The organism is Micromonospora fluostatini (assembly GCF_050410825.1).
GTDB lineage: Bacteria > Actinomycetota > Actinomycetes > Mycobacteriales > Micromonosporaceae > Micromonospora > Micromonospora rosaria.
The window spans coordinates 2,084,227-2,100,470 of record NZ_CP191251.1; the positions used below are offsets into that span (position 1 = coordinate 2,084,227).

General features: G+C 76.0%; 20 protein-coding genes. 7 read left to right on the forward strand and 13 right to left on the reverse strand.

Features of this window, described 5'->3' with window-relative positions; genetic code table 11:
• Positions 1 to 7 precede the first annotated feature (7 nt).
• The 5 genes from ACQUFX_RS08890 to ACQUFX_RS08910 all read left to right on the forward strand — a co-directional run bounded on the left by ACQUFX_RS08890 (position 8) and on the right by ACQUFX_RS08910 (position 5,132).
• On the forward strand, positions 8 to 388 hold the full coding sequence (locus tag ACQUFX_RS08890) for a hypothetical protein (protein ID WP_428965536.1): 381 nt from the start codon (positions 8 to 10) through the stop codon (positions 386 to 388).
• 165 nt (positions 389 to 553) lie between these two features.
• The gene (locus ACQUFX_RS08895) at positions 554 to 814 is read left to right on the forward strand and encodes a hypothetical protein (RefSeq protein WP_067373605.1); all 261 of its coding nucleotides are present in this window, start codon (positions 554 to 556) and stop codon (positions 812 to 814) included.
• Positions 815 to 824: 10 nt separating this feature from the next.
• Positions 825 to 1,802, forward strand: a complete 978-nt coding sequence (locus ACQUFX_RS08900; protein ID WP_428965537.1) for a hypothetical protein — start codon at positions 825 to 827, stop codon at positions 1,800 to 1,802.
• The gene (locus tag ACQUFX_RS08905; RefSeq protein WP_428965538.1) at positions 1,795 to 4,473 is read left to right on the forward strand and encodes an FtsK/SpoIIIE domain-containing protein; all 2,679 of its coding nucleotides are present in this window, start codon (positions 1,795 to 1,797) and stop codon (positions 4,471 to 4,473) included. Before ACQUFX_RS08900 ends, ACQUFX_RS08905 begins: the two co-directional genes overlap by 8 nt.
• Positions 4,470 to 5,132 (forward strand): hypothetical protein, encoded by a 663-nt coding sequence (locus ACQUFX_RS08910; RefSeq protein ID WP_067374274.1) that lies wholly within the window; start codon positions 4,470 to 4,472, stop codon positions 5,130 to 5,132. The genes ACQUFX_RS08905 and ACQUFX_RS08910 overlap by 4 nt, the downstream gene beginning before the upstream one ends.
• 94 nt (positions 5,133 to 5,226) lie before the next feature.
• On the opposite strand, the gene ACQUFX_RS08915 is transcribed toward ACQUFX_RS08910, so the two are convergent.
• The 11 genes from ACQUFX_RS08915 to ACQUFX_RS08965 form a co-directional block, all read right to left on the reverse strand.
• A complete protein-coding gene (locus ACQUFX_RS08915) occupies positions 5,227 to 6,510 on the reverse strand; it encodes a cupin domain-containing protein (protein WP_428965539.1) in 1,284 nt (427 codons plus the stop codon).
• 10 nt (positions 6,511 to 6,520) lie between these two features.
• Positions 6,521 to 6,763 (reverse strand): hypothetical protein, encoded by a 243-nt coding sequence (locus ACQUFX_RS08920; RefSeq protein WP_396890558.1) that lies wholly within the window; start codon positions 6,761 to 6,763, stop codon positions 6,521 to 6,523.
• 174 nt (positions 6,764 to 6,937) lie between these two features.
• Positions 6,938 to 7,366, reverse strand: coding sequence for a DUF2267 domain-containing protein (locus ACQUFX_RS08925; RefSeq protein WP_428965540.1), 429 nt, complete (start codon positions 7,364 to 7,366; stop codon positions 6,938 to 6,940).
• Positions 7,367 to 7,732: 366 nt separating this feature from the next.
• A complete protein-coding gene (locus ACQUFX_RS08930; protein ID WP_428965541.1) occupies positions 7,733 to 8,605 on the reverse strand; it encodes a DUF72 domain-containing protein in 873 nt (290 codons plus the stop codon).
• 46 nt (positions 8,606 to 8,651) lie between these two features.
• Complete coding sequence (locus ACQUFX_RS08935) at positions 8,652 to 9,050, reverse strand: TraR/DksA family transcriptional regulator (RefSeq protein ID WP_428965542.1); 399 nt, start codon at positions 9,048 to 9,050, stop codon at positions 8,652 to 8,654.
• A gap of 142 nt (positions 9,051 to 9,192) precedes the next feature.
• Positions 9,193 to 9,831, reverse strand: a complete 639-nt coding sequence (locus tag ACQUFX_RS08940; RefSeq protein ID WP_428965543.1) for a nucleoside/nucleotide kinase family protein — start codon at positions 9,829 to 9,831, stop codon at positions 9,193 to 9,195.
• A 39-nt stretch (positions 9,832 to 9,870) separates the two neighbouring features.
• Positions 9,871 to 10,479: a winged helix-turn-helix domain-containing protein gene (locus ACQUFX_RS08945; protein ID WP_428965544.1), complete on the reverse strand. Its 609-nt coding sequence runs from the start codon at positions 10,477 to 10,479 to the stop codon at positions 9,871 to 9,873.
• A 310-nt stretch (positions 10,480 to 10,789) separates the two neighbouring features.
• A complete protein-coding gene (locus ACQUFX_RS08950) occupies positions 10,790 to 11,380 on the reverse strand; it encodes a winged helix-turn-helix domain-containing protein (RefSeq protein WP_428965545.1) in 591 nt (196 codons plus the stop codon).
• A gap of 53 nt (positions 11,381 to 11,433) precedes the next feature.
• Positions 11,434 to 11,928 carry a rhodanese-like domain-containing protein gene (locus ACQUFX_RS08955; protein ID WP_428965546.1) on the reverse strand — a complete coding sequence of 165 codons (495 nt, stop codon included), beginning with the start codon at positions 11,926 to 11,928 and terminating at the stop codon, positions 11,434 to 11,436.
• 53 nt (positions 11,929 to 11,981) lie between these two features.
• Complete coding sequence (locus tag ACQUFX_RS08960) at positions 11,982 to 12,443, reverse strand: cysteine dioxygenase (protein ID WP_428965547.1); 462 nt, start codon at positions 12,441 to 12,443, stop codon at positions 11,982 to 11,984.
• Between the two features lie 191 nt (positions 12,444 to 12,634).
• Positions 12,635 to 13,015 (reverse strand): cupin domain-containing protein, encoded by a 381-nt coding sequence (locus tag ACQUFX_RS08965; RefSeq protein WP_428965548.1) that lies wholly within the window; start codon positions 13,013 to 13,015, stop codon positions 12,635 to 12,637.
• Positions 13,016 to 13,066: 51 nt separating this feature from the next.
• Here ACQUFX_RS08965 and ACQUFX_RS08970 point away from each other — a divergent pair, with 51 nt between their 5' ends.
• Positions 13,067 to 13,459, forward strand: coding sequence for an ankyrin repeat domain-containing protein (locus ACQUFX_RS08970; protein WP_428965549.1), 393 nt, complete (start codon positions 13,067 to 13,069; stop codon positions 13,457 to 13,459).
• A 141-nt stretch (positions 13,460 to 13,600) separates the two neighbouring features.
• Positions 13,601 to 14,524: a DUF3500 domain-containing protein gene (locus tag ACQUFX_RS08975; protein ID WP_428966906.1), complete on the forward strand. Its 924-nt coding sequence runs from the start codon at positions 13,601 to 13,603 to the stop codon at positions 14,522 to 14,524.
• A gap of 131 nt (positions 14,525 to 14,655) precedes the next feature.
• On the opposite strand, the gene ACQUFX_RS08980 is transcribed toward ACQUFX_RS08975, so the two are convergent.
• Positions 14,656 to 15,153: a DUF2231 domain-containing protein gene (locus ACQUFX_RS08980; RefSeq protein ID WP_428965550.1), complete on the reverse strand. Its 498-nt coding sequence runs from the start codon at positions 15,151 to 15,153 to the stop codon at positions 14,656 to 14,658.
• 203 nt (positions 15,154 to 15,356) lie between these two features.
• Complete coding sequence (locus ACQUFX_RS08985; protein ID WP_428966907.1) at positions 15,357 to 16,097, reverse strand: GAF and ANTAR domain-containing protein; 741 nt, start codon at positions 16,095 to 16,097, stop codon at positions 15,357 to 15,359.
• Between the last annotated feature and the right edge of the window lie 147 nt (positions 16,098 to 16,244).

Consider the following 16,244-nt stretch of genomic DNA (forward strand, 5'->3'; position numbering starts at 1 on the left):
TGAGGGGGTGGACGAGGCACCGCTGCTGATCGTGGACGCCGCCAACGTGGTCGGCTCCCGCCCCGACGGGTGGTGGCGTGACCGGGCCGGGGCCACGGCCCGGCTGCGCGACGCGCTGGCCCCGCTGGCCGCCGAGGGCCGCCCACCGGACCTGCCCCCGGACGCCGAGGTGGTGCTGGTCGTCGAGGGCGCGGCCCGGCGGGTGCCGGGCATCCCGCAGGTACGCGTGGTGGCCGCCGAGCGCAGCGGGGACGACGCCGTGGTGGCCCTGGTCGACGCCGCCGCGTCCCGCCGGCGGCTGGTCGTCACCGCCGACCGGGAGCTGCGGGAACGGGTCCGGGCGCTGGGCGCCGAGGTGTACGGTCCGCGCTGGCTGCGCGGGTACTGAGCCGCCCCGGGGCCGGGGCGGCGGCGCCGGGACGCCGGCGAAACGGACCGCCGTCGCGTGCCGGCGGCAACCGGACAGTGGGGCAGGACACCGACAGGGCGGATGTTCTCTCGCAGACCGCAATAGGCTGTAATGGAGTCCTCCCCGCCCCCAGGAGGTTCCACAGTGGCGAGCGTCGCCGAGCTCAAGGCCGCCATCGATGTCGCTCTCCAGCAGATCGGTGACGGCCAGACCGCCGTGCAGGCCGCCGGCGAGAAGCTGGCCGAGGCGCAGCAGACCCTGGCCGGCGCGCTGGAGGGCAGCGGACACGAGACGGTGGAGGCCGCCCAGGCCTCGCTGACGCAGGCCGCCCAGGAGCTGGAGGAGTGTCTGGCCGCCACACTCGTCGCGGTGGAGCAGGCGCAGCAGTACGTGTCGACGCTCTGAGAGGCGGGTCGTGTCGATCGTCGAGGACATCGGCGCGCAGGTGCGGGCCGCCGCCGAGGAGCTGCCGCTCGGCCTGCTCGCCCAGGCGCTGGAGAAGCTCGGCCAGGCGTCGGAACGGCTGCGCTGGGTGCGGCAGGAGTCCAACAACCCGATGGGGGTGCCGGAGCTGTCCGCGGCCACCGAGCACGCCGAGACCGCCGGGTACGCGCTGCGGGTCGCCCAGGAGCAGCTCGCCGCGTACCTGACCGCGCTCGGGTTGACCGCCGACGGGACTCCCGCCCCCCGGGCGCAGCGACCGGAGCCGAAACACGACGCGCCCCGGGGTGACGCGCCCGGGCCCGAGGGCGGGGACGGACCGGCGGAGTCGGCCGACCCGACGGTCCGCCGCTGGTGGTCGGTCCGGGTCACCGAGCTGACCGGTGGCGGCACCGCCCCGACCGGCGAGCCGGACGAGCAGGTCGGCGACTCCCGGGAGCTGCTGCGGCGGGTGGTCGGCGGGGTCCGCTCCGGCGACCGGTCCCGGCTGCGCACCGAACTGTGCAAGGCCCACGCCGACGTCGGGCTGGGCCTGGCGGCGTTGGCCCCACCGCTGCTGCGCGAGCTGGCCGGGGAGCTGCTGGGGCACCCGCCGCGCGCCGACGACCTGCCCAAGCTGCGCAGCCAGCTCGACGGCCGGGTCCGCGACCTGCTGCCCGGGCTGCCACCCTCGGTGCTGGAGACCCTGCTCAGCCGGGTGTGCCGGATGCCGCCGCCGCGCTCGGACGGGGAGCAGTCGCACGCCGCCGACTCGGCGGTGACCTCGGGCGTGCTCGCCGGGGTGCTGCTGGACCGGCTCGGCCGGGACCTGCCGAAGCAGGCCACCGACCCGAAGGCCGACCCGCAGCGCCCCGCCGACGGGGACCCGCCGGGCGGCGCGGGTCGCCCCGGCCGTCCCACGCCCGGGGGCGCCCCGGCCGGCCGGCCGGCGGCCGGGAGGGCCGATGGCTGACCGCCGCGCCCAACTGGTGACCCGGGTGCGCGGCATGCTCGCCGACGCGCTGGGCGCCACCCGGGCCCGGATGGCCGCCGCCGACGCCGACCTGGCCGCCGGCCGCGAGCGCCTGACCCGGATCCGCCGCGCCGCCGCCGCCGTACCCGAGCGGGTCGGTGGGGAGCGGGACCGGCGGCTGGCCGAGATCGACGCCCACCACCGGGCCCGGATCGGCGAGCTGGCCCGCCGGGCCGCCGCCGCCGCGCAGCGGGAGGCCCCCGGGGCCGCCTCGGCCGAGTGGTCCGACTGGCGGCCCACCCCGCCCGTCGGCGCCGCGCCGCCCGGCGCGGTGCGGGTCGGCACGCTGCGCATCCCCGGCGCGGAGCCGGTGCCGGCCCTGCTGCCGCTGTTGGACGCCGGCCACGTCCACCTCTCCGGCACCGACCTGGCCGGCGGCGAGCCGGTGGTACCGGCGCTGCTGCTACGCAGCCTCGGTCGGACCGACCCCGGCGCGGTACGGCTGATCGGGTACGACCCGGAGCACCTCGGCGGCGGGCTGGCCGGGTTCGCCCCGCTGACCTCCGCCGGGCTGTTGACCTTCGTCGGCCCCGGCGGGCTGGGTCGGCTGCTGGACGACCTGGTCGAGCAGATCCGCCGGATCAACGAGACCGTGCTGGCCGGCGAGTACGCCTCGCTGCGCGACCTGGCCGCGGCCACCGGTCGCCGGCCGGAGCCGTGGCGGGTGGCGGTGCTGCTCGGCGGCGACGAGCTGAACCGGCACGAGCGGGGGCAGCTCGACCGGGTGGTCCGCACCGGCGCGGCCTGCGGCGTGCACCTGGTGGTCCGGGGCGTGCCGCTGCCCGAGCACCCGACGGTGACCCGGATCGCGGTGGAGCCCGACGGGGTACGCATCGGCGGGCCGCCCGGCCTGCCGGCCCGGCTCGACCCGCCCCCACCGGCGGCCCTGGTCACCGAGACCTGCCGGGCGGTGGCGGCCACGGTCAACGCCGGCCCACCCCCGGCGCCCTTCGCCGAGCTGCTGCCCCCGCCCGAGCGGATGTGGCAGGAGGACTCCGCCACCGGGCTGACCGCGCCGATCGGCGAGGCGGCCAACGGCCGGCAGGTGCAGCTCACCCTCGGCGACTACCCGCCGCACGCGCTGATCGGCGGCCCGTCCGGCACCGGCAAGACGAACCTGATCTTCGCCTGGATCGGCGCGCTGGCCGCCCGCTACTCCCCCGACCAGTTGGAGTTCTACCTGCTGGACTTCAAGGAGGGGGTGTCCTTCGCCCGGTTCGCCCAGGGCCGGCGCGACCCGAGCTGGCTGCCGCACATGCGATTGGTCGGGATCAACGTCAACACCGACCGGGAGTTCGGGCTGGCCCTGCTGCGCTTCCTCGCCGAGGAGCTGCGCCGCCGGGCGGACGCGGCGAAGCAGCACGAGGTCACCAAGCTCTCCGAGCTGCGGGCGGTGGACCCGGGCGGGCGGTGGCCCCGGATCGTCGCGGTGGTCGACGAGTTCCAGATGCTGCTGGCCGGGCGGGACGTGGTCGCCCGGGAGGCCGCCGACCTGCTGGAGGACCTGGCCCGGCGGGGCCGTTCCCAGGGCATCCACCTGGTGCTCGCCTCCCAGGACGTGCGCGGCATCGAGGCGCTGTGGGGCCGGCCCGCCCTGGTCGCCCAGTTCACCCTGCGGATCGCGCTGCCGAAGGCGCTGCGCATCCTCGCCGAACGCAACGACGCGGCCCAGTCGCTGCCCCGGCACCACGCGGTGGTCAACGCCGAGTCGGGGATGGTCGAGGGCAACCAGGTGGCCCGGATCCCGTCGGCCAGCGACTGGGAGAGCTGGAGCGAGTTGCAGCACCGGCTGTGGCGGATGCGTCCCACCGACGCCGCGCCGGCCCGGCTCTTCGACGGCGACGCGATCCCCCGGCTGGCCGAGGCGCCGGACTTCCGGGCGCTGGACCCGGCCGGGGAGGACCGCCGGACCCCCGTCGCCCTGCTCGGGGAGATCATCGACGTGCAGGCCCGCTCGGCGGTGCTGCGGTTGCCCCGGGCACCCGGACGGAACCTGGCGGTGATCGGTACCCGGGTGGAGGAGGCGTGCGCGGTGCTGGACGCCGCCGCCCGGTCCCTGGCCCGCCAGCACCGCCCCGGCGAGGCCCGGTTCTCCATCGCCTGCCTCGACCCGGACGCCGACCCGGCCGCCCGCGCGCTCTACGGCGAGCTGGCCGACGACGCGGCCTGGTACGACGAGGAGACCGTGCCGGAGCTGATGGCCGAGACGGCCGACGGGCTGACCCGGGCGGGCACCGGGGCCACCCCGCACTACCTGCTGCTGTTCGCGGTGGACGCGGCGGCCGGGCAGTTGGCGGCCCGCACCGGCGGACGGACCGGGCTGGAGCAGCTACGCCGGATCCTGCACGACGGGCCGGAACGGCGGACCCACGTGCTGGCCTGGTGGCGGGGGGTGGCCCGGATGCGGGTGGACCTGGGCGGGCCGGCGGCCCGCACCGACCAGATCGGCGCCTGGGTCGCCCTGGACGTGCAGGGCGGCGAGCTGGGCTCGTCGCTCTACCCGGGCACGGGCGGTCCGGACTGGTACCCGCGCCCGTGGCGTGGGCTCTTCTTCGACCGGTCGGTGCACCGCACCGGGCAGGTCATCATCCCCTACGGACCGGCGCGATGAACGAACCCGTCACCAGTGACACGTACGCCGCCGAGGTCCGGCGGCTGGCCGAGCTGACCGCCCGGGTGCACACCCAACGGCAGGAGGCCCACCGCTGGCACGACCAGCAGTGCGCCGCCGCCGAGCGCGCGGTCATCGAGGCGACCGAGCAGGTCCGGCGGGCCGAGGCCGAGGTCGAGGCGGCCCGGGAACTGCTGGAGCGGGTGGACGCCGAGGCGGCGCACCTGTGGCAGCAACTGCGCGACCGGGTCGGCGGCGGCCGGAAGGTGGGGTCGCCACCCGGCCCGGCGCGCGACGCCACCGGCGATCCGCTCCACCTGCTCCAGGGGGTACGGGACCTGCTGGGCCGGGTGGGGCAGCCCGGTGAGCTGCCCGGTTCGGTCAACCCGGTGCTGGTGCTGTGCGGGGTCTTCGGCGCGGCGGTGGCGTACGCGCTGGGGCTGGTGGCCCGCGGGATCGGGCAGAGCACCGGCGGCGACCTGGCGGTGGGCATGCCGGTGCTGGCCCTGGTGGTGACCCTGCTGGGTCCGCTGATCGGGCTGGTGCCGGCGAAGCGGGTGGCGGACCGCCGGCACGCGGTGTTCGGCCCCCGGCCGATGGCCGTGGTGCTGCTCGCCGGCCTGGCCTGCACCACCCTGCTGCTGGTGCTCGGCCGCTGAGCCGGCCCGGCGTGCCCGACCACCGGCCCGGCCGGACAGCCGGGCCGGCCGGACAGCCGGCCCCGTCCGGACGGGCGGGCCGGGCGGGGGCCGGTCAGGCCGGGACGGCGACCGCCTCGCGGAGCAGTCGACGGGCCAGCACCAGACGGTCGGCGTCGTCCAGGCCGGGCAGCTCGCCGACCCGGGTGACCGCCCCGCCGAGCAGGGCGCGCAGTGCCGGCTCGCAGGCGGTGGGCAGGGTGAGCGTCCGGTCGAACAACCGCAGGGTGACCCGGTCGGCGCCGTCGGGCGCGAGCTGCCAGCGCAGTCCGGGCCGGACGGTGAGCCGACTGTCCCCGGTGAGCCCGGCCAGCGCGGCGGCCTGGGCGAGGGGGCGGATCGGCGCGGGCCGGGCGGCGGGCCAGGCCCGCTGGCGCAGCCGGTCGGCGAGCACGGCAGGGTCGGCGCGCAGCAGCCAGTCCCGCAGCGCCTCCACGGTCTCGGTCAGCTCCGGCTCGATCGCGTCCGGGTCGGCCACGTCGGTGCCGAACGGCAGCCCGGCGCGCAGCCGGGGATCCTCGGCGGCCAGCGCCAGCAACTCCTCGACCAGGGCGTACCGGGTCAGCGCGCGGATGCCGACGGTCAGGTGCAGCGAGCTGGACTCCTGCGCCTGGGCGCTGTGCAGCCAGCCCCGGGGCAGGTAGAGGGCGTCGCCCGGTTCCAGCACCACGTCCAGCGCGGCCTCGCCCCGCGCGGTGGCGGAGACCTCGTCGGCCCGGCCGCCCCAGGGTTGGCGTTCCAGCGGGTCGGGCAGCACCGGCGGGTGGATCCGCCAGTGCTTGCGGCCGTCGACCTGGAGCACGAAGACGTCGTGGGTGTCGTAGTGGGTGGCGAAGCCCTGGCTGCCGGCCGGGGTCAGGTACGCGTTGACCTGCAACGGCTGGGCGAGGGCGGTGCCCAGCTCCCGGGCGAAGTCGACAAGCGCCGGCCAGGTGCGGTGCAGCCCCTGCAGGACCAGGGTGGCGCCGTCGGCGTACTCCTGGAGAACCTTCTCGTCGAGGACCTGGTCGCCGATCTCGGCGCCCGCGCCACCGCCGCCGGTGTACCGGGCCGCCGGGACGAGCTGCCCGTCGCGGGCCACCCGCAGGAAGGGGGTCCGCAGCCCGCGCCGGCTGAGCAGCTCGTCGGCGTCGGCGGGGCTGAACAGGTCGGTGAAGCCGTCCGGGTTGGGCAGTTCGCCGGCGCGGGACAGCAACGGGGTACGCCCCCAGTGGGCGGTGGCGAACTTGGCCGGTTCGACCGCCACGCAGCGGGCGAGCGCGGCGGCGCCGGGGTCGGGCCGGAGGACGGACGGAACCGCCGGACGGCCGTGGCCGCCCGGCGGGTCGAGGCTGGACACGGCGGGCCGGCTACCGGGCGCTGCCGTCGGCGCCGCCGTCCTGCTGGCCCGGGGTCGCCCCGCCGTCGGCCGGACCCTCCGCGCCACCGTCCGCGCCACCGTCCTGCTGGCCGGGGGTCGCCCCGCCGTCGGCCGGGCCCTCCGCGCCGCCGTCCGCGCCACCGTCCTGCTGGCCCGGGGTCGCCCCGCCGTCGGCCGGACCCTCCGCGCCGCCGCCGGTGTTGGTCCTGATGTCGTCGTCGTTGAGTGCCATCGGTGCTCCCTCGGGTGTGCCGCCCCGCCATCGGTCGGGGGTTCGTCGTGCGGCGGGTGGTACCCCACGCACGATCTTCTCTAACCCTCCCCACGGTAGACGTCGGGCGGGGCCGGCACGGCCGGTTCGCCCCGGCCGGTGGGACGGGGCGAACCAGGGCGGTGACCCCCGCGATCAGCGCATCAGCCGGCTCAGGTCCTGGGGCATGGTGGACTTGACGTCCTCCCACTCCCCCTGGGTGACGTGCCGCTGGAGGGCGTCCAGCACCACCTGGACGACCCGCTCGACGCCGCCCTGCACGTCGTACGGGAAGCCCTGGCGCACCTCGTACAGGAAGTCGTCCCGGTTGAGCTTGATCGGCACGTCGGAGGGGCGCCACCCGTCGAAGTAGATGCCCCGCACCAGCACCGGCAACTGCGCGGCGAACTCGGCGCTCTCCTGCACCGGCAGCCGGTCCCGCAGCAGGTGCAGGACGGTGCGCAGCGCCGCGTACGACTGGTTGCGCTGCGCCTTCGGCCAGCCGTACGCCTGCTCGATCTCCTTGAGGATCAGGTTGGTCTTGTCCAGCGAGGACTCGAACGCGGACAGCATCTGCTCAGCCATCTCTCCACCCCCGTAGCTCCGTCGTCCACCGTCGGTCGTCGGCGCGGCGCGGCGGGCCGACAGGGCCGCGCCACTGCCGGGCCGGGTTGATCGGCCCGGCGCGGGCCACGCAGCGGTCTGCCCGGGTCGCCCCGACAACGTGCAGCACCCGGTCCCGCCGGCGCTCCGGTACGTCCCGAACCGTCATCTGGCGACACCTCCGGTCGGCGTTCACGGCCCCGCCAGGCGCGGCGGACCCCGGACACCGTCATCGTCGGCGGCGACCGGGTGAGGCCACCTCACCCTGTGCGGGTGAACCGTGCCGAGGACGGTGGTGGGACCCTGCTGGCGGCCGGCGGGGACGCGCACGCCCGACGGTGACGGCGCTCAGGCGTCGCCGAGCAGGCCCTGCAGGTACTCGCCGTTGCGCTGGGCGTAGTCCCGGTAGCAGTTGTTGAGCAGGACGTGGGTCTGCGCGGCGGAGTCGGCCAGCTCCCGCAGCCTCGGGGCCCACTGGCGCAGTTCCCGGTCACGGTACCGGTAGCCGAACTTCTCGTGGATGTCCCGGCTGGTCCACCGGTCGCTGTGCCCGTGGAAGCGGACCATCGCCAGGTCGGCGGTGGCGGCCAGCACCGGTGGCACCGACGAGCGGTGTCCCTGGGGCATGTCCACACAGACGTACGGCAGATCGTGTCCGCGCAGGAAGTCCAGTGTCTCCTGCTGGTTGTCCCCGGCGAACCAGGAGGCGTGCCGGAACTCGACCGCCGGTCGCAGCGGCCGGCACCGCGCGGCCACCTCCAGCAGGTACTGCTTGTTGTCCCGCCGGAGGGTGAACCAGGGCGGGAACTGGAACAGCAGCGCGCCCAACCGGCCCGCCGCCACCAGCGGGTCCAGCGCGGACAGGAACCGGGTCCAGACCTCCTCGTACGCCTGCCGGGGCAGGTCGTCGGGGTAGAGGTGGCGTTTCTCCGTCTCGGGGCGCAGGTCCTTGTAGAGCGCGCCGACCCGGGTCGGGTGCCCGGTCAGCAGGCTGAACGCCTTGATGTTGAAGGTGAAGTGCGCCGGGGTCCGTGCCACCCACAGCCGGGCGGTCCGCTCGGCCGGCGGCGCGTAGTAGGTGGCGTCCACCTCGACGATCGGGAACCGTCGGGCGTACCAGGCCAGCCGCTGCTCCGGGGTGTCGGCGGTGGCCGGGTACCAGCCGGACTCCAGCAGCGTCCGGTCGGTCCAGGACGCGGCGCCCACCTTGATCTCGCCCATGTCGAGGTGTCCACCACGTCCCGGCCGGCCGGCGTCCGGGCGGGGCTCAGGCGGCCCGCCGCTCCCGGGTCTGCTTGCAGGCCACGCAGGACGTGGCGGAGGGGAAGATCTCCAGCCGCTCCACCGGGATCGGCACGGTGCAGCCCTCGCAGAACCCGTAGGTGCCCTCGTCGAGGCGGGCCAGCGCGTGCTCGAACTGGGCCCGCCGGTCCAGGATGGTGCGCAGCAGCGACTGCGCGGTGTCCCGTTCGGCCGTCTTGGTGCCGCTGTCGGCCTGGTCGTCGCCGGCGGTGTCGCCGACCTCGACCAGCCGCAGCACCTGGCTCTGCTGCACCGCCTGCTCGTACTCCGCGGACAGCTCGTCGTAGCGGGCCTTGAGAGCGAGCCGGATCTGGTCGACCTCGGCCTCGGGCCGGGCCGTGCCAACGGTGTCGTGGACGAGCATCGCTGCCTGCCTTTCGTACGCGCCGGGCGTTCCCGGGCGGCCGGGGTACTGGTCCCGGCTGCGGTCCGTGTCCGGTGCTGACGTGATCAACAGCCCCGGTGAGCCGGCCGAGTACCCAGCCGGTCGGGCCGCCAAACCAGGGTCAGTGGGAATTCACCGGTTCCACCAGCGCCGGGCGGTCCGGGTGGTCGACGCGGAGCACCACGTCGGCGAAGGAGGCCGGGGCGACCTCCGTGGCGTACCGGTGGAACGCGGGCAGGGTCCAGCGCTGCTCGTCGGGGGTGCGCCGGGCCAGCGCGGCCGGGGAGAGTTCCAGGTGGACGGCGAGGTCGAAGGGGAGCCCGCCGCCGAGCAGCAGTCCCCCGCTGACCAGGACGATGCCGCCCGGCGGCAGGTCCAGGTAGGCGGCACGGGCGGCCCGGTCGGTCCGGGCGTCCCAGAGCGCCGGCAGCAACCGGCCGCTGCCCTGCGGGCCGGCCGGGTCGAGCACCTCGCGGCGCAGCCCGGCCTCGTCGGTCCAGGCGTCGTAGTAGGAGTCGGGGTTGGTCCGGCCGAACTCCAGCCGGACCGAGGCCGGCCGCAGGAAGTCGGCGGTGCGCACGTGCAGCACCGGGCGGCCCCGGGCCCGCAGCGGGTCGACCAGGGCTGCGGCGAGCCGCTCCGGCTCGGCGGCGGGAGCGCCGTCCACGGCCACCCGCAGCCGTCCGGGCACGGTCGTGTCGGCGAGCCGGTCGGTCAGCTCGGCGACGAGCCGGTCGGGCGAGATCGGACGTACGCGCATGACGACCATGGTGCCCGGCGCACGGTGGGTGCGGCGGGCTCAGCCGGTGCGGTCGATGGTGACCCGGGCGTCGTCGGCCAGCCGGTACCCGACGCCGTAGACGGTGGTGACCAGGGGCACGTCCACGCCCACCTTGCCGCGCAGCCGGCGCACGTGCACGTCGACCGTGCGGACCCCGGCGTGCTCGTACCCCCAGACGGCGTTGAGCAGTTGCAGCCGGGTGAAGACCCGACGCGGGTGGGCGACCAGGTGCAGCAGCAGGTCGAACTCCAGCCGGGTCAGCGGCAGCGGCTCGTTGTCGCGCAGCACCGAGCGGGACGAGGCGAGGATGTGCAGGGCCGGGGTGGTCGGGGCGAGCGGGCGGGCGCCGGCCCGGCTGGCGGGCACCGCCTCGGCCCGCCGGTCGGCGGTGGCGCCGCTGCTGGTGACGGTGCACTCGCCCCGCTCCACCAGCTCCCGGGCCGCCTCGATCAGCCGGCGGGCCGGCCCGGTCAGCGACTCCTCGTTGGCCAGGGGAATGGAGAACGTGAGGGTGAGCACGGGAGCCGAACTGGTGGCCGGGCGGCGCTGACCGCCGGGGGGACGGCCCGGTACCGCGGGTTGGGACGTATGCCATCCGGCGCGCGACGAAGCGGGGCTGACCGACATGGTCCTCCTTGGCTGGTGCGGGTTATCTCCCCACGGCCCGGGACGCCGCTGCATCGATGCTTCCCGGCGCCCGTGCGAGGGTCAAGTGCCGGCTACGTTGCATGACTGTGACAATTGACGAACACACCGGAGCCGACCGCTCGCTCTGCGTACGAGGCCAGATGATTACAGCAGAGTCGTCAACGTGAACGGACCGGGGGGTACCCCCAAGCCGTGGAACCCCCCGCCCACCAGGTGAGACACCCGTCGGGACACGGGTGGGCGCCCCGGAACCGGTGGCTCCGGGACGCCCACGACGTGCCGCCGACTGTCACATCCGACGGTCGATACTGATCCGCGCCTCGTCGGCGATGCGGTAGCCGACCCCGTGCACGGTGGTGACCAACGGGGTGTCCCCGCCGAGCTTCGCCCGCAGCCGGCGCACGTGCACGTCCACGGTGCGGGCCACGGCGTGCTCGTAGCCCCACACGTTGCTCAGCAACTGCAACCGGGTGAAGACCCGGCGGGGATGCTCGGCGAGGAAGAGCAGCAGGTCGAACTCGATCCGGGTGAGCGAGACCTCCCGCCCGCCCTGGTACACGGTGCGCAGTCCGACCTGGATGCGCAGCGCGTCGGGGTGCTCGGCCGCCGGTTCCGGCCCGACCTGCGCCGGCCGGGGGCCGGGCACGGCCGGCGCGACGGGCGGCGGCTCGGTGGCGGCCGGCACGCCCGTCGTCGCCTCCCCGGCGGCGGCCAGCTCGTGCAGCAACTCGACGAGCCGGGCCAACCCCGGGCTCAGCGGGCCGGGTGTCAGGTTCACGGTGACGGTGAGCGTCGACGTGGACCGGGGCCGCACCGCCGCGACCCGGTCGGTGCGGCGGCCCGGTGACTGCGGGCGCGACGAGATGGCGACGAGGGACATGGAGCCTCCTGGAGATGGCGGTGCCGTCCGCCACGCCCGGTGAAGCGTGGCGGTCAGCGGCGGAACGCCGGACCGGCGGTCACCGGCGACGCGACGGACGGGGGGCGGTGGACCGGGGCGGGGCCGAGGGCGGGCAGCCCGGCGATCCGCCAGGCGACGAAGCCACCGACCACGTCGGTGGCGCGGTGCAGGCCGAGGTCCTGGAGCGCGGCGGCGGCCAGGGACGAGGTGTAGCCCTCCTGGCAGATGATCACCACGGCCAGGTCGTAGTCGGTCACGTTCGGCAGCCGGGCGGAGCAGCGCGGGTCGAACCGCCACTCCAGGACGTTGCGCTCGACGATCAGCGAGCCCGGCACGGTGCCGTGCGCGGCGCGCTGGGCGGCGGGGCGGATGTCGACGAGCACCGCCCCGCCCCGGTACGCCAGATGGGCCTGCTCGGGATCGAGCCGGCGCAGCCGGGTGCGGGCGGCGGCGAGGATCTGGTCGATCCCCCGGGAACCTGGTGGCGGTGGACAGGAGGCCGCAAGGGTGTCGGTGTGCGTCATCATCGGATCCTTTCCTGACGGCGGGTGGGGTGCTCCGGCGGGTGCGGGTGGTCGGCTCACCACGCCACGCCCGCCTCGGCCACCTCCGCGACCCGCAGCCGGCCGTCGGCGAGGTGGTAGCGGGTCATCCGGCGCAGCGCGGGGCGGTAGACGTGCACGCTCACCGCCGGCTGGTCCCCCCGGTTGGTCACCAGGTGGACGTGGCGGCGGCCGAAGCGCCGGCCCGTGCCGGCGGCGAGCCGGTGTGGACGCAGCACCCCGCCGCTGACCGTCTCCTCGGTGAGCACCCCGGAGACCACGAGGAAGGCGCCCGACGATCCGCCGTGGTCGTGCAGGTCGGTGCCCTGCCCGGGCAGCCAGCTCAACGCCCACACCTCGTGGTCGTCGGCGACCGCCAGCCGGGAGTACCACCGCTGCACCGGGTCGTAGCACACGGGTGTCGGCCAGGTGTGCGGCACGGCGGCGTACCGGCGGGCGATGGCGAGCAGGTCGGGGTCACGCTGGCGGATGCTGATCATGTCGGTCCTCGCGGAGCGGAGCTGTGCTTGCCGCACCAGCTTAGTGGGCAAAACCTATAGACTTAGTAGGGAATACCACATGCCGGGACGACTGTCCAGCCGACACGACGGCCGGCGCGGCGACGGCCCCGTGACCGGAGCCGGGCGCGGCGGGTCGGGCCCGGGGCGGGCTGCGGGCGCCGAGGCCCTGGTCAGGCCCGGACGACCGGCGGCCCCACCCGGTACCCGGGCACCGACGGCCAGCGCACGGTGACCAGCAACGACTCCCGCTCCGCGTACCAGGTGTGGTCCACCCCACGGCCCCAGACGACGTAGTCGCCGGCGGCGGCGAGCAGCACGGTGCGGTCCGGCAACTCCACCCGGAACCGTCCACTGACCAGCACCAGCAGCGTGGTGCGCCGCTCCCCCGTCGCCCAGCGCTCCCGGGACTCGCCGGCCCGGTGCACGCCCCACTTCACCTCGACGTCGGCGCTGTGTCGCACCTCACCGGTGGGCATGAAGTGGCCGAGCAACCAGCCGCCGTTCGTCGCGCCGTCCACCCCGGCGTTGCCGACGTACACCGTCTCGTCCATGATCCTCCCGGCTCCCGGGCTGGGACCGTACCAGGGGACTAGCCTGGGTCGGTGAGCGACGAACTCGACGCCGAGGCGCTGGCCTTCGCCCACCGGATGTTCGACCTGGCCCGCGCCGGCGACACCGGGGAACTGGCCGGGCAGATCGATGCCGGCCTGCCCGTCGACCTGACCAACGACAAGGGCGACACGCTGCTGATCCTGGCGGCGTACCACGCCCGTCCGGACACCGTCGCGGCGCTGCTGGCGCGCGGCGCCGACCCCCACCGGGTCAACGACCGGGGGCAGAGCGCGCTGGCCGCCGCGGTCTTCCGGCGCGACGCCGAGGCGGTACGGGCCCTGCTGGCCGCCGGCGCGGACCCGGACCACGGCGCCCCCTCCGCCGTCGACACCGCCCGCTTCTTCGACCTGCCGGAGATGCTCGCCCTGCTCCGCGCCGGCTGACCGCCGCGCCCCGGCCGGTCCGGCGCACCGCGCCGCACCGGGTCCTCGCTCCCGTGCCCTGGCCGGTCCGCGCGGCGGTCGCCGGTGGACGGGGCCGGTCTCCGGTATACAGAGTGCGTGGAGGATCCCGTACCGGAGCAGATGCGCGCCGCCGGCACGGCGCTGCTGGCGGCGTTGGACGGCCCCGCCGGCGAGCGCGCCCGGTACGCCTTCACCGACGACGCCGCCCGACGGTGGCTGGAGTACCGCCCCCGGCCCCGGCCCGGGGTCTGCCTGGCCGACCTGGACCCGGCCGGGCGCAAGGCCGCGCACCGGTTGCTGGCCACCGCGCTGAGCCCGGCCGCGTACGCCCAGGCGATGGCGGTCGTCGCGCTGGAGGAGGTGCTGGACCGGGCGGAGGGCTGGCGACGCGGCCGGCACAGCGGCGACTACTGGGTGGCCGTCTTCGGCGACCCGGCGCGCGACGACCGCTGGGCCTGGCGGTTCGAGGGGCACCACCTGTCGGTGAGCATGACCGTGGTGGACGACCAGGTCTCCCCCGCCCCGATCTTCCTCGGCGCGAACCCGGCCACGGTCCGGCACGGCGGCCGGACGGTGCTGCGCCCCCTGGGCCCCGAGGAGGACCTGGCCCGCGACCTGCTGGAGACGATGGGCCCGGCCGGGCGGGCCGCGGCGATCGTCGCCGACGAGGCCCCGGCGGACATCCTCAGCGCCACCCGGCCGACGGCGCCCGGCCCGATCGAGCCGCTCGGGGTGCCGGCGACCCGCCTCACGCCGGGCGGGCGGGCCCTGCTCACCCACCTGGTCGCGCTCTACCTGGACCGGCTGCCCGTGGAGCTGGCCCAACGGGAGGCCGCCCGGATCGACGGCGGCGAGCTGCACTTCGCCTGGGCCGGGTCGGAGGCGCCCGGGCAGCGGCACTACTACCGGGTGCAGGGCGACGACCTGCTGATCGAGTACGACAACACCAGTCCCGACGGCAACCACGCGCACACCGTGCTGCGCCGCCCGGCCAGCGACTTCGGCGCCGACGTCCTCGCCGAGCACCGGGCCGCGGCCCACTGACCCGCGCCGCGCCGACGGTGCGCGCGGGACCGGTGGTTCCCGGCGGATGGTGCGGTCGGAGGCGGCGGGTGCGGTCGGAGGCGGATGGCGCGGTCAGAGGCGGGGGGTGCGGTCGGAGGCGACGGGTGCGGTCAGAGGCGGCGGGTGCTCAGCTCCACGGTGGCGTCGACCCCGCCGATCGCCTCGAACGTGCCCGCCTCGGCCCGTCCGGACTCGAACTGCCGGACCAGCCGCGAGCCCAGCCCGACACCCACCGCGCCGACGGCGAGGGCGACCAGTTCGACGGCGAGCAGCGTCCCGGAGGCCCCCCGGTTCGGCGCCTCCGCCCGGATCAGACAGGCCAGCAGGAAGAGCCCGGCCATCGCGGCGTTGACCAGGTTGAAGGTGACCGCGGTGCGCCGGGTGTGCCCGCCGGGCACGTCCCACAGGTCGACCATGCCGGCGACCGCGGCCAACGCGGCGGCGACCAGCGCGGCGACGGCGGTCCAGTAGCCCACCTCGCCGAGGAAGACCGGGCCGCCGGCGAGGTCGGCCAGGTCGAAGACGGTCGCACTGACGAAGAGCCCGAACGGGAACGTCACCAGCATCGGTTGGATCGGATGGCCGTGCACCCGCAGCCGGCTCTCCATCGTGTACCTCCCCAGGTATCGTCTCAGCCCACGACCCCTGGTGCTACCCGGGCACCGGATGGCGAAAACCGTGCCGGACCACCTTGACCAGGCCGACCGGACCGGCCGGCGGGTCACGACGGGCCGGCGGCGCGGACGGCCGGTGACGACGGTCGGCGGCGCGGACGGCCGGTGACGACGGTCGGCAGCGCGGACGGGACCGGTCAGCTCTCCCGGGGTCGGGAGACCGTGGCGACCAGCCGCTCGGCGACCTCGCGCAGCGGGATGTCCAGCGAGGAGGCGGCGCTGCGCAGCACCTCGAGGGCCTCGGGCGCGGGGCAGCCACGCTGGGTCATGATCACCCCGATCGCCTGCCCCACCACCCCCTCGGTGAGCAGGGCCGCGTCGCTCTCCCCGGTCCGGGCGCTCTGCCGGGCCCGGTCCCGGACCGCCGCCAGGAGCAGACCGGCGTGCTCGGCGAGGAGCATCGCGGTGAGCTGCCGGCGCGCGGTCAGCACGTGCGGCCGGTCGGCGTACAGGTTGACCGCGCCGATCACGTGGTCGTCGACGTCCACCGGGGCGGCGACGACCCCGTGCACGCCCAGCGCGCGGGCCCGCCGGGTCCAGGCCGGCCAGCGGTCCTCGGCGGAGAGGTCGGCGCAGAGCACCATCTCCCGGCGGCGGATCGCGCTCATCGCCGGCGTGTCCGGCCCGTGTCGCAGGTCGTCGAGTTCGGCCAACCGCGGCTCGGACCCGGCCACCCCGGCCGGCTCCCCGGCCCGCAGCGTGGTGAAGCCGCACCAGGTGACCCCCGGTACCGCGTCCCGGGCGACGCGGACCAGTCGGGTCAACGCCTCGTCGAAGTCGGTCACGGCGATCAGGCCGGCGGTCAGCTCGCGCAGCAGCGCGGCCGTCTCCAACACGCCGAGGTTCTCCTCGAGCGGCTCTCGGATGTCCAGGTTCACCGCGCCGCGGCCCCCCACGTCACCGCGCTCCGCGCGGTACCGGCGTACGTTGCCCAGACCTGTGTCATGTCCCGCTCTCTTCCCGACTGCTCGGACCCGGCCTACTACCCTCGCAGACATCGGTCGAAACAGTCGCAAAAGGGGCCC

Bases quoted from the DNA above. Each gene is read 5' to 3' on its own strand.
- ACQUFX_RS08905 (WP_428965538.1), top strand. From the start codon at position 1,795: ATGGCTGACCGCCGCGCCCAACTGGTGACCCGGGTGCGCGGCATGCTC.
- ACQUFX_RS08910 (WP_067374274.1), top strand. From the start codon at position 4,470: ATGAACGAACCCGTCACCAGTGACACGTACGCCGCCGAGGTCCGGCGG.
- ACQUFX_RS08920 (WP_396890558.1), bottom strand. From the start codon at position 6,763: ATGGCACTCAACGACGACGACATCAGGACCAACACCGGCGGCGGCGCG.
- ACQUFX_RS08925 (WP_428965540.1), bottom strand. From the start codon at position 7,366: ATGGCTGAGCAGATGCTGTCCGCGTTCGAGTCCTCGCTGGACAAGACC.
- ACQUFX_RS08930 (WP_428965541.1), bottom strand. From the start codon at position 8,605: ATGGGCGAGATCAAGGTGGGCGCCGCGTCCTGGACCGACCGGACGCTG.
- ACQUFX_RS08935 (WP_428965542.1), bottom strand. From the start codon at position 9,050: ATGCTCGTCCACGACACCGTTGGCACGGCCCGGCCCGAGGCCGAGGTC.
- ACQUFX_RS08940 (WP_428965543.1), bottom strand. From the start codon at position 9,831: ATGCGCGTACGTCCGATCTCGCCCGACCGGCTCGTCGCCGAGCTGACC.
- ACQUFX_RS08945 (WP_428965544.1), bottom strand. From the start codon at position 10,479: ATGTCGGTCAGCCCCGCTTCGTCGCGCGCCGGATGGCATACGTCCCAA.
- ACQUFX_RS08950 (WP_428965545.1), bottom strand. From the start codon at position 11,380: ATGTCCCTCGTCGCCATCTCGTCGCGCCCGCAGTCACCGGGCCGCCGC.
- ACQUFX_RS08955 (WP_428965546.1), bottom strand. From the start codon at position 11,928: ATGATGACGCACACCGACACCCTTGCGGCCTCCTGTCCACCGCCACCA.
- ACQUFX_RS08960 (WP_428965547.1), bottom strand. From the start codon at position 12,443: ATGATCAGCATCCGCCAGCGTGACCCCGACCTGCTCGCCATCGCCCGC.
- ACQUFX_RS08965 (WP_428965548.1), bottom strand. From the start codon at position 13,015: ATGGACGAGACGGTGTACGTCGGCAACGCCGGGGTGGACGGCGCGACG.
- ACQUFX_RS08975 (WP_428966906.1), top strand. From the start codon at position 13,601: ATGCGCGCCGCCGGCACGGCGCTGCTGGCGGCGTTGGACGGCCCCGCC.
- ACQUFX_RS08980 (WP_428965550.1), bottom strand. From the start codon at position 15,153: ATGGAGAGCCGGCTGCGGGTGCACGGCCATCCGATCCAACCGATGCTG.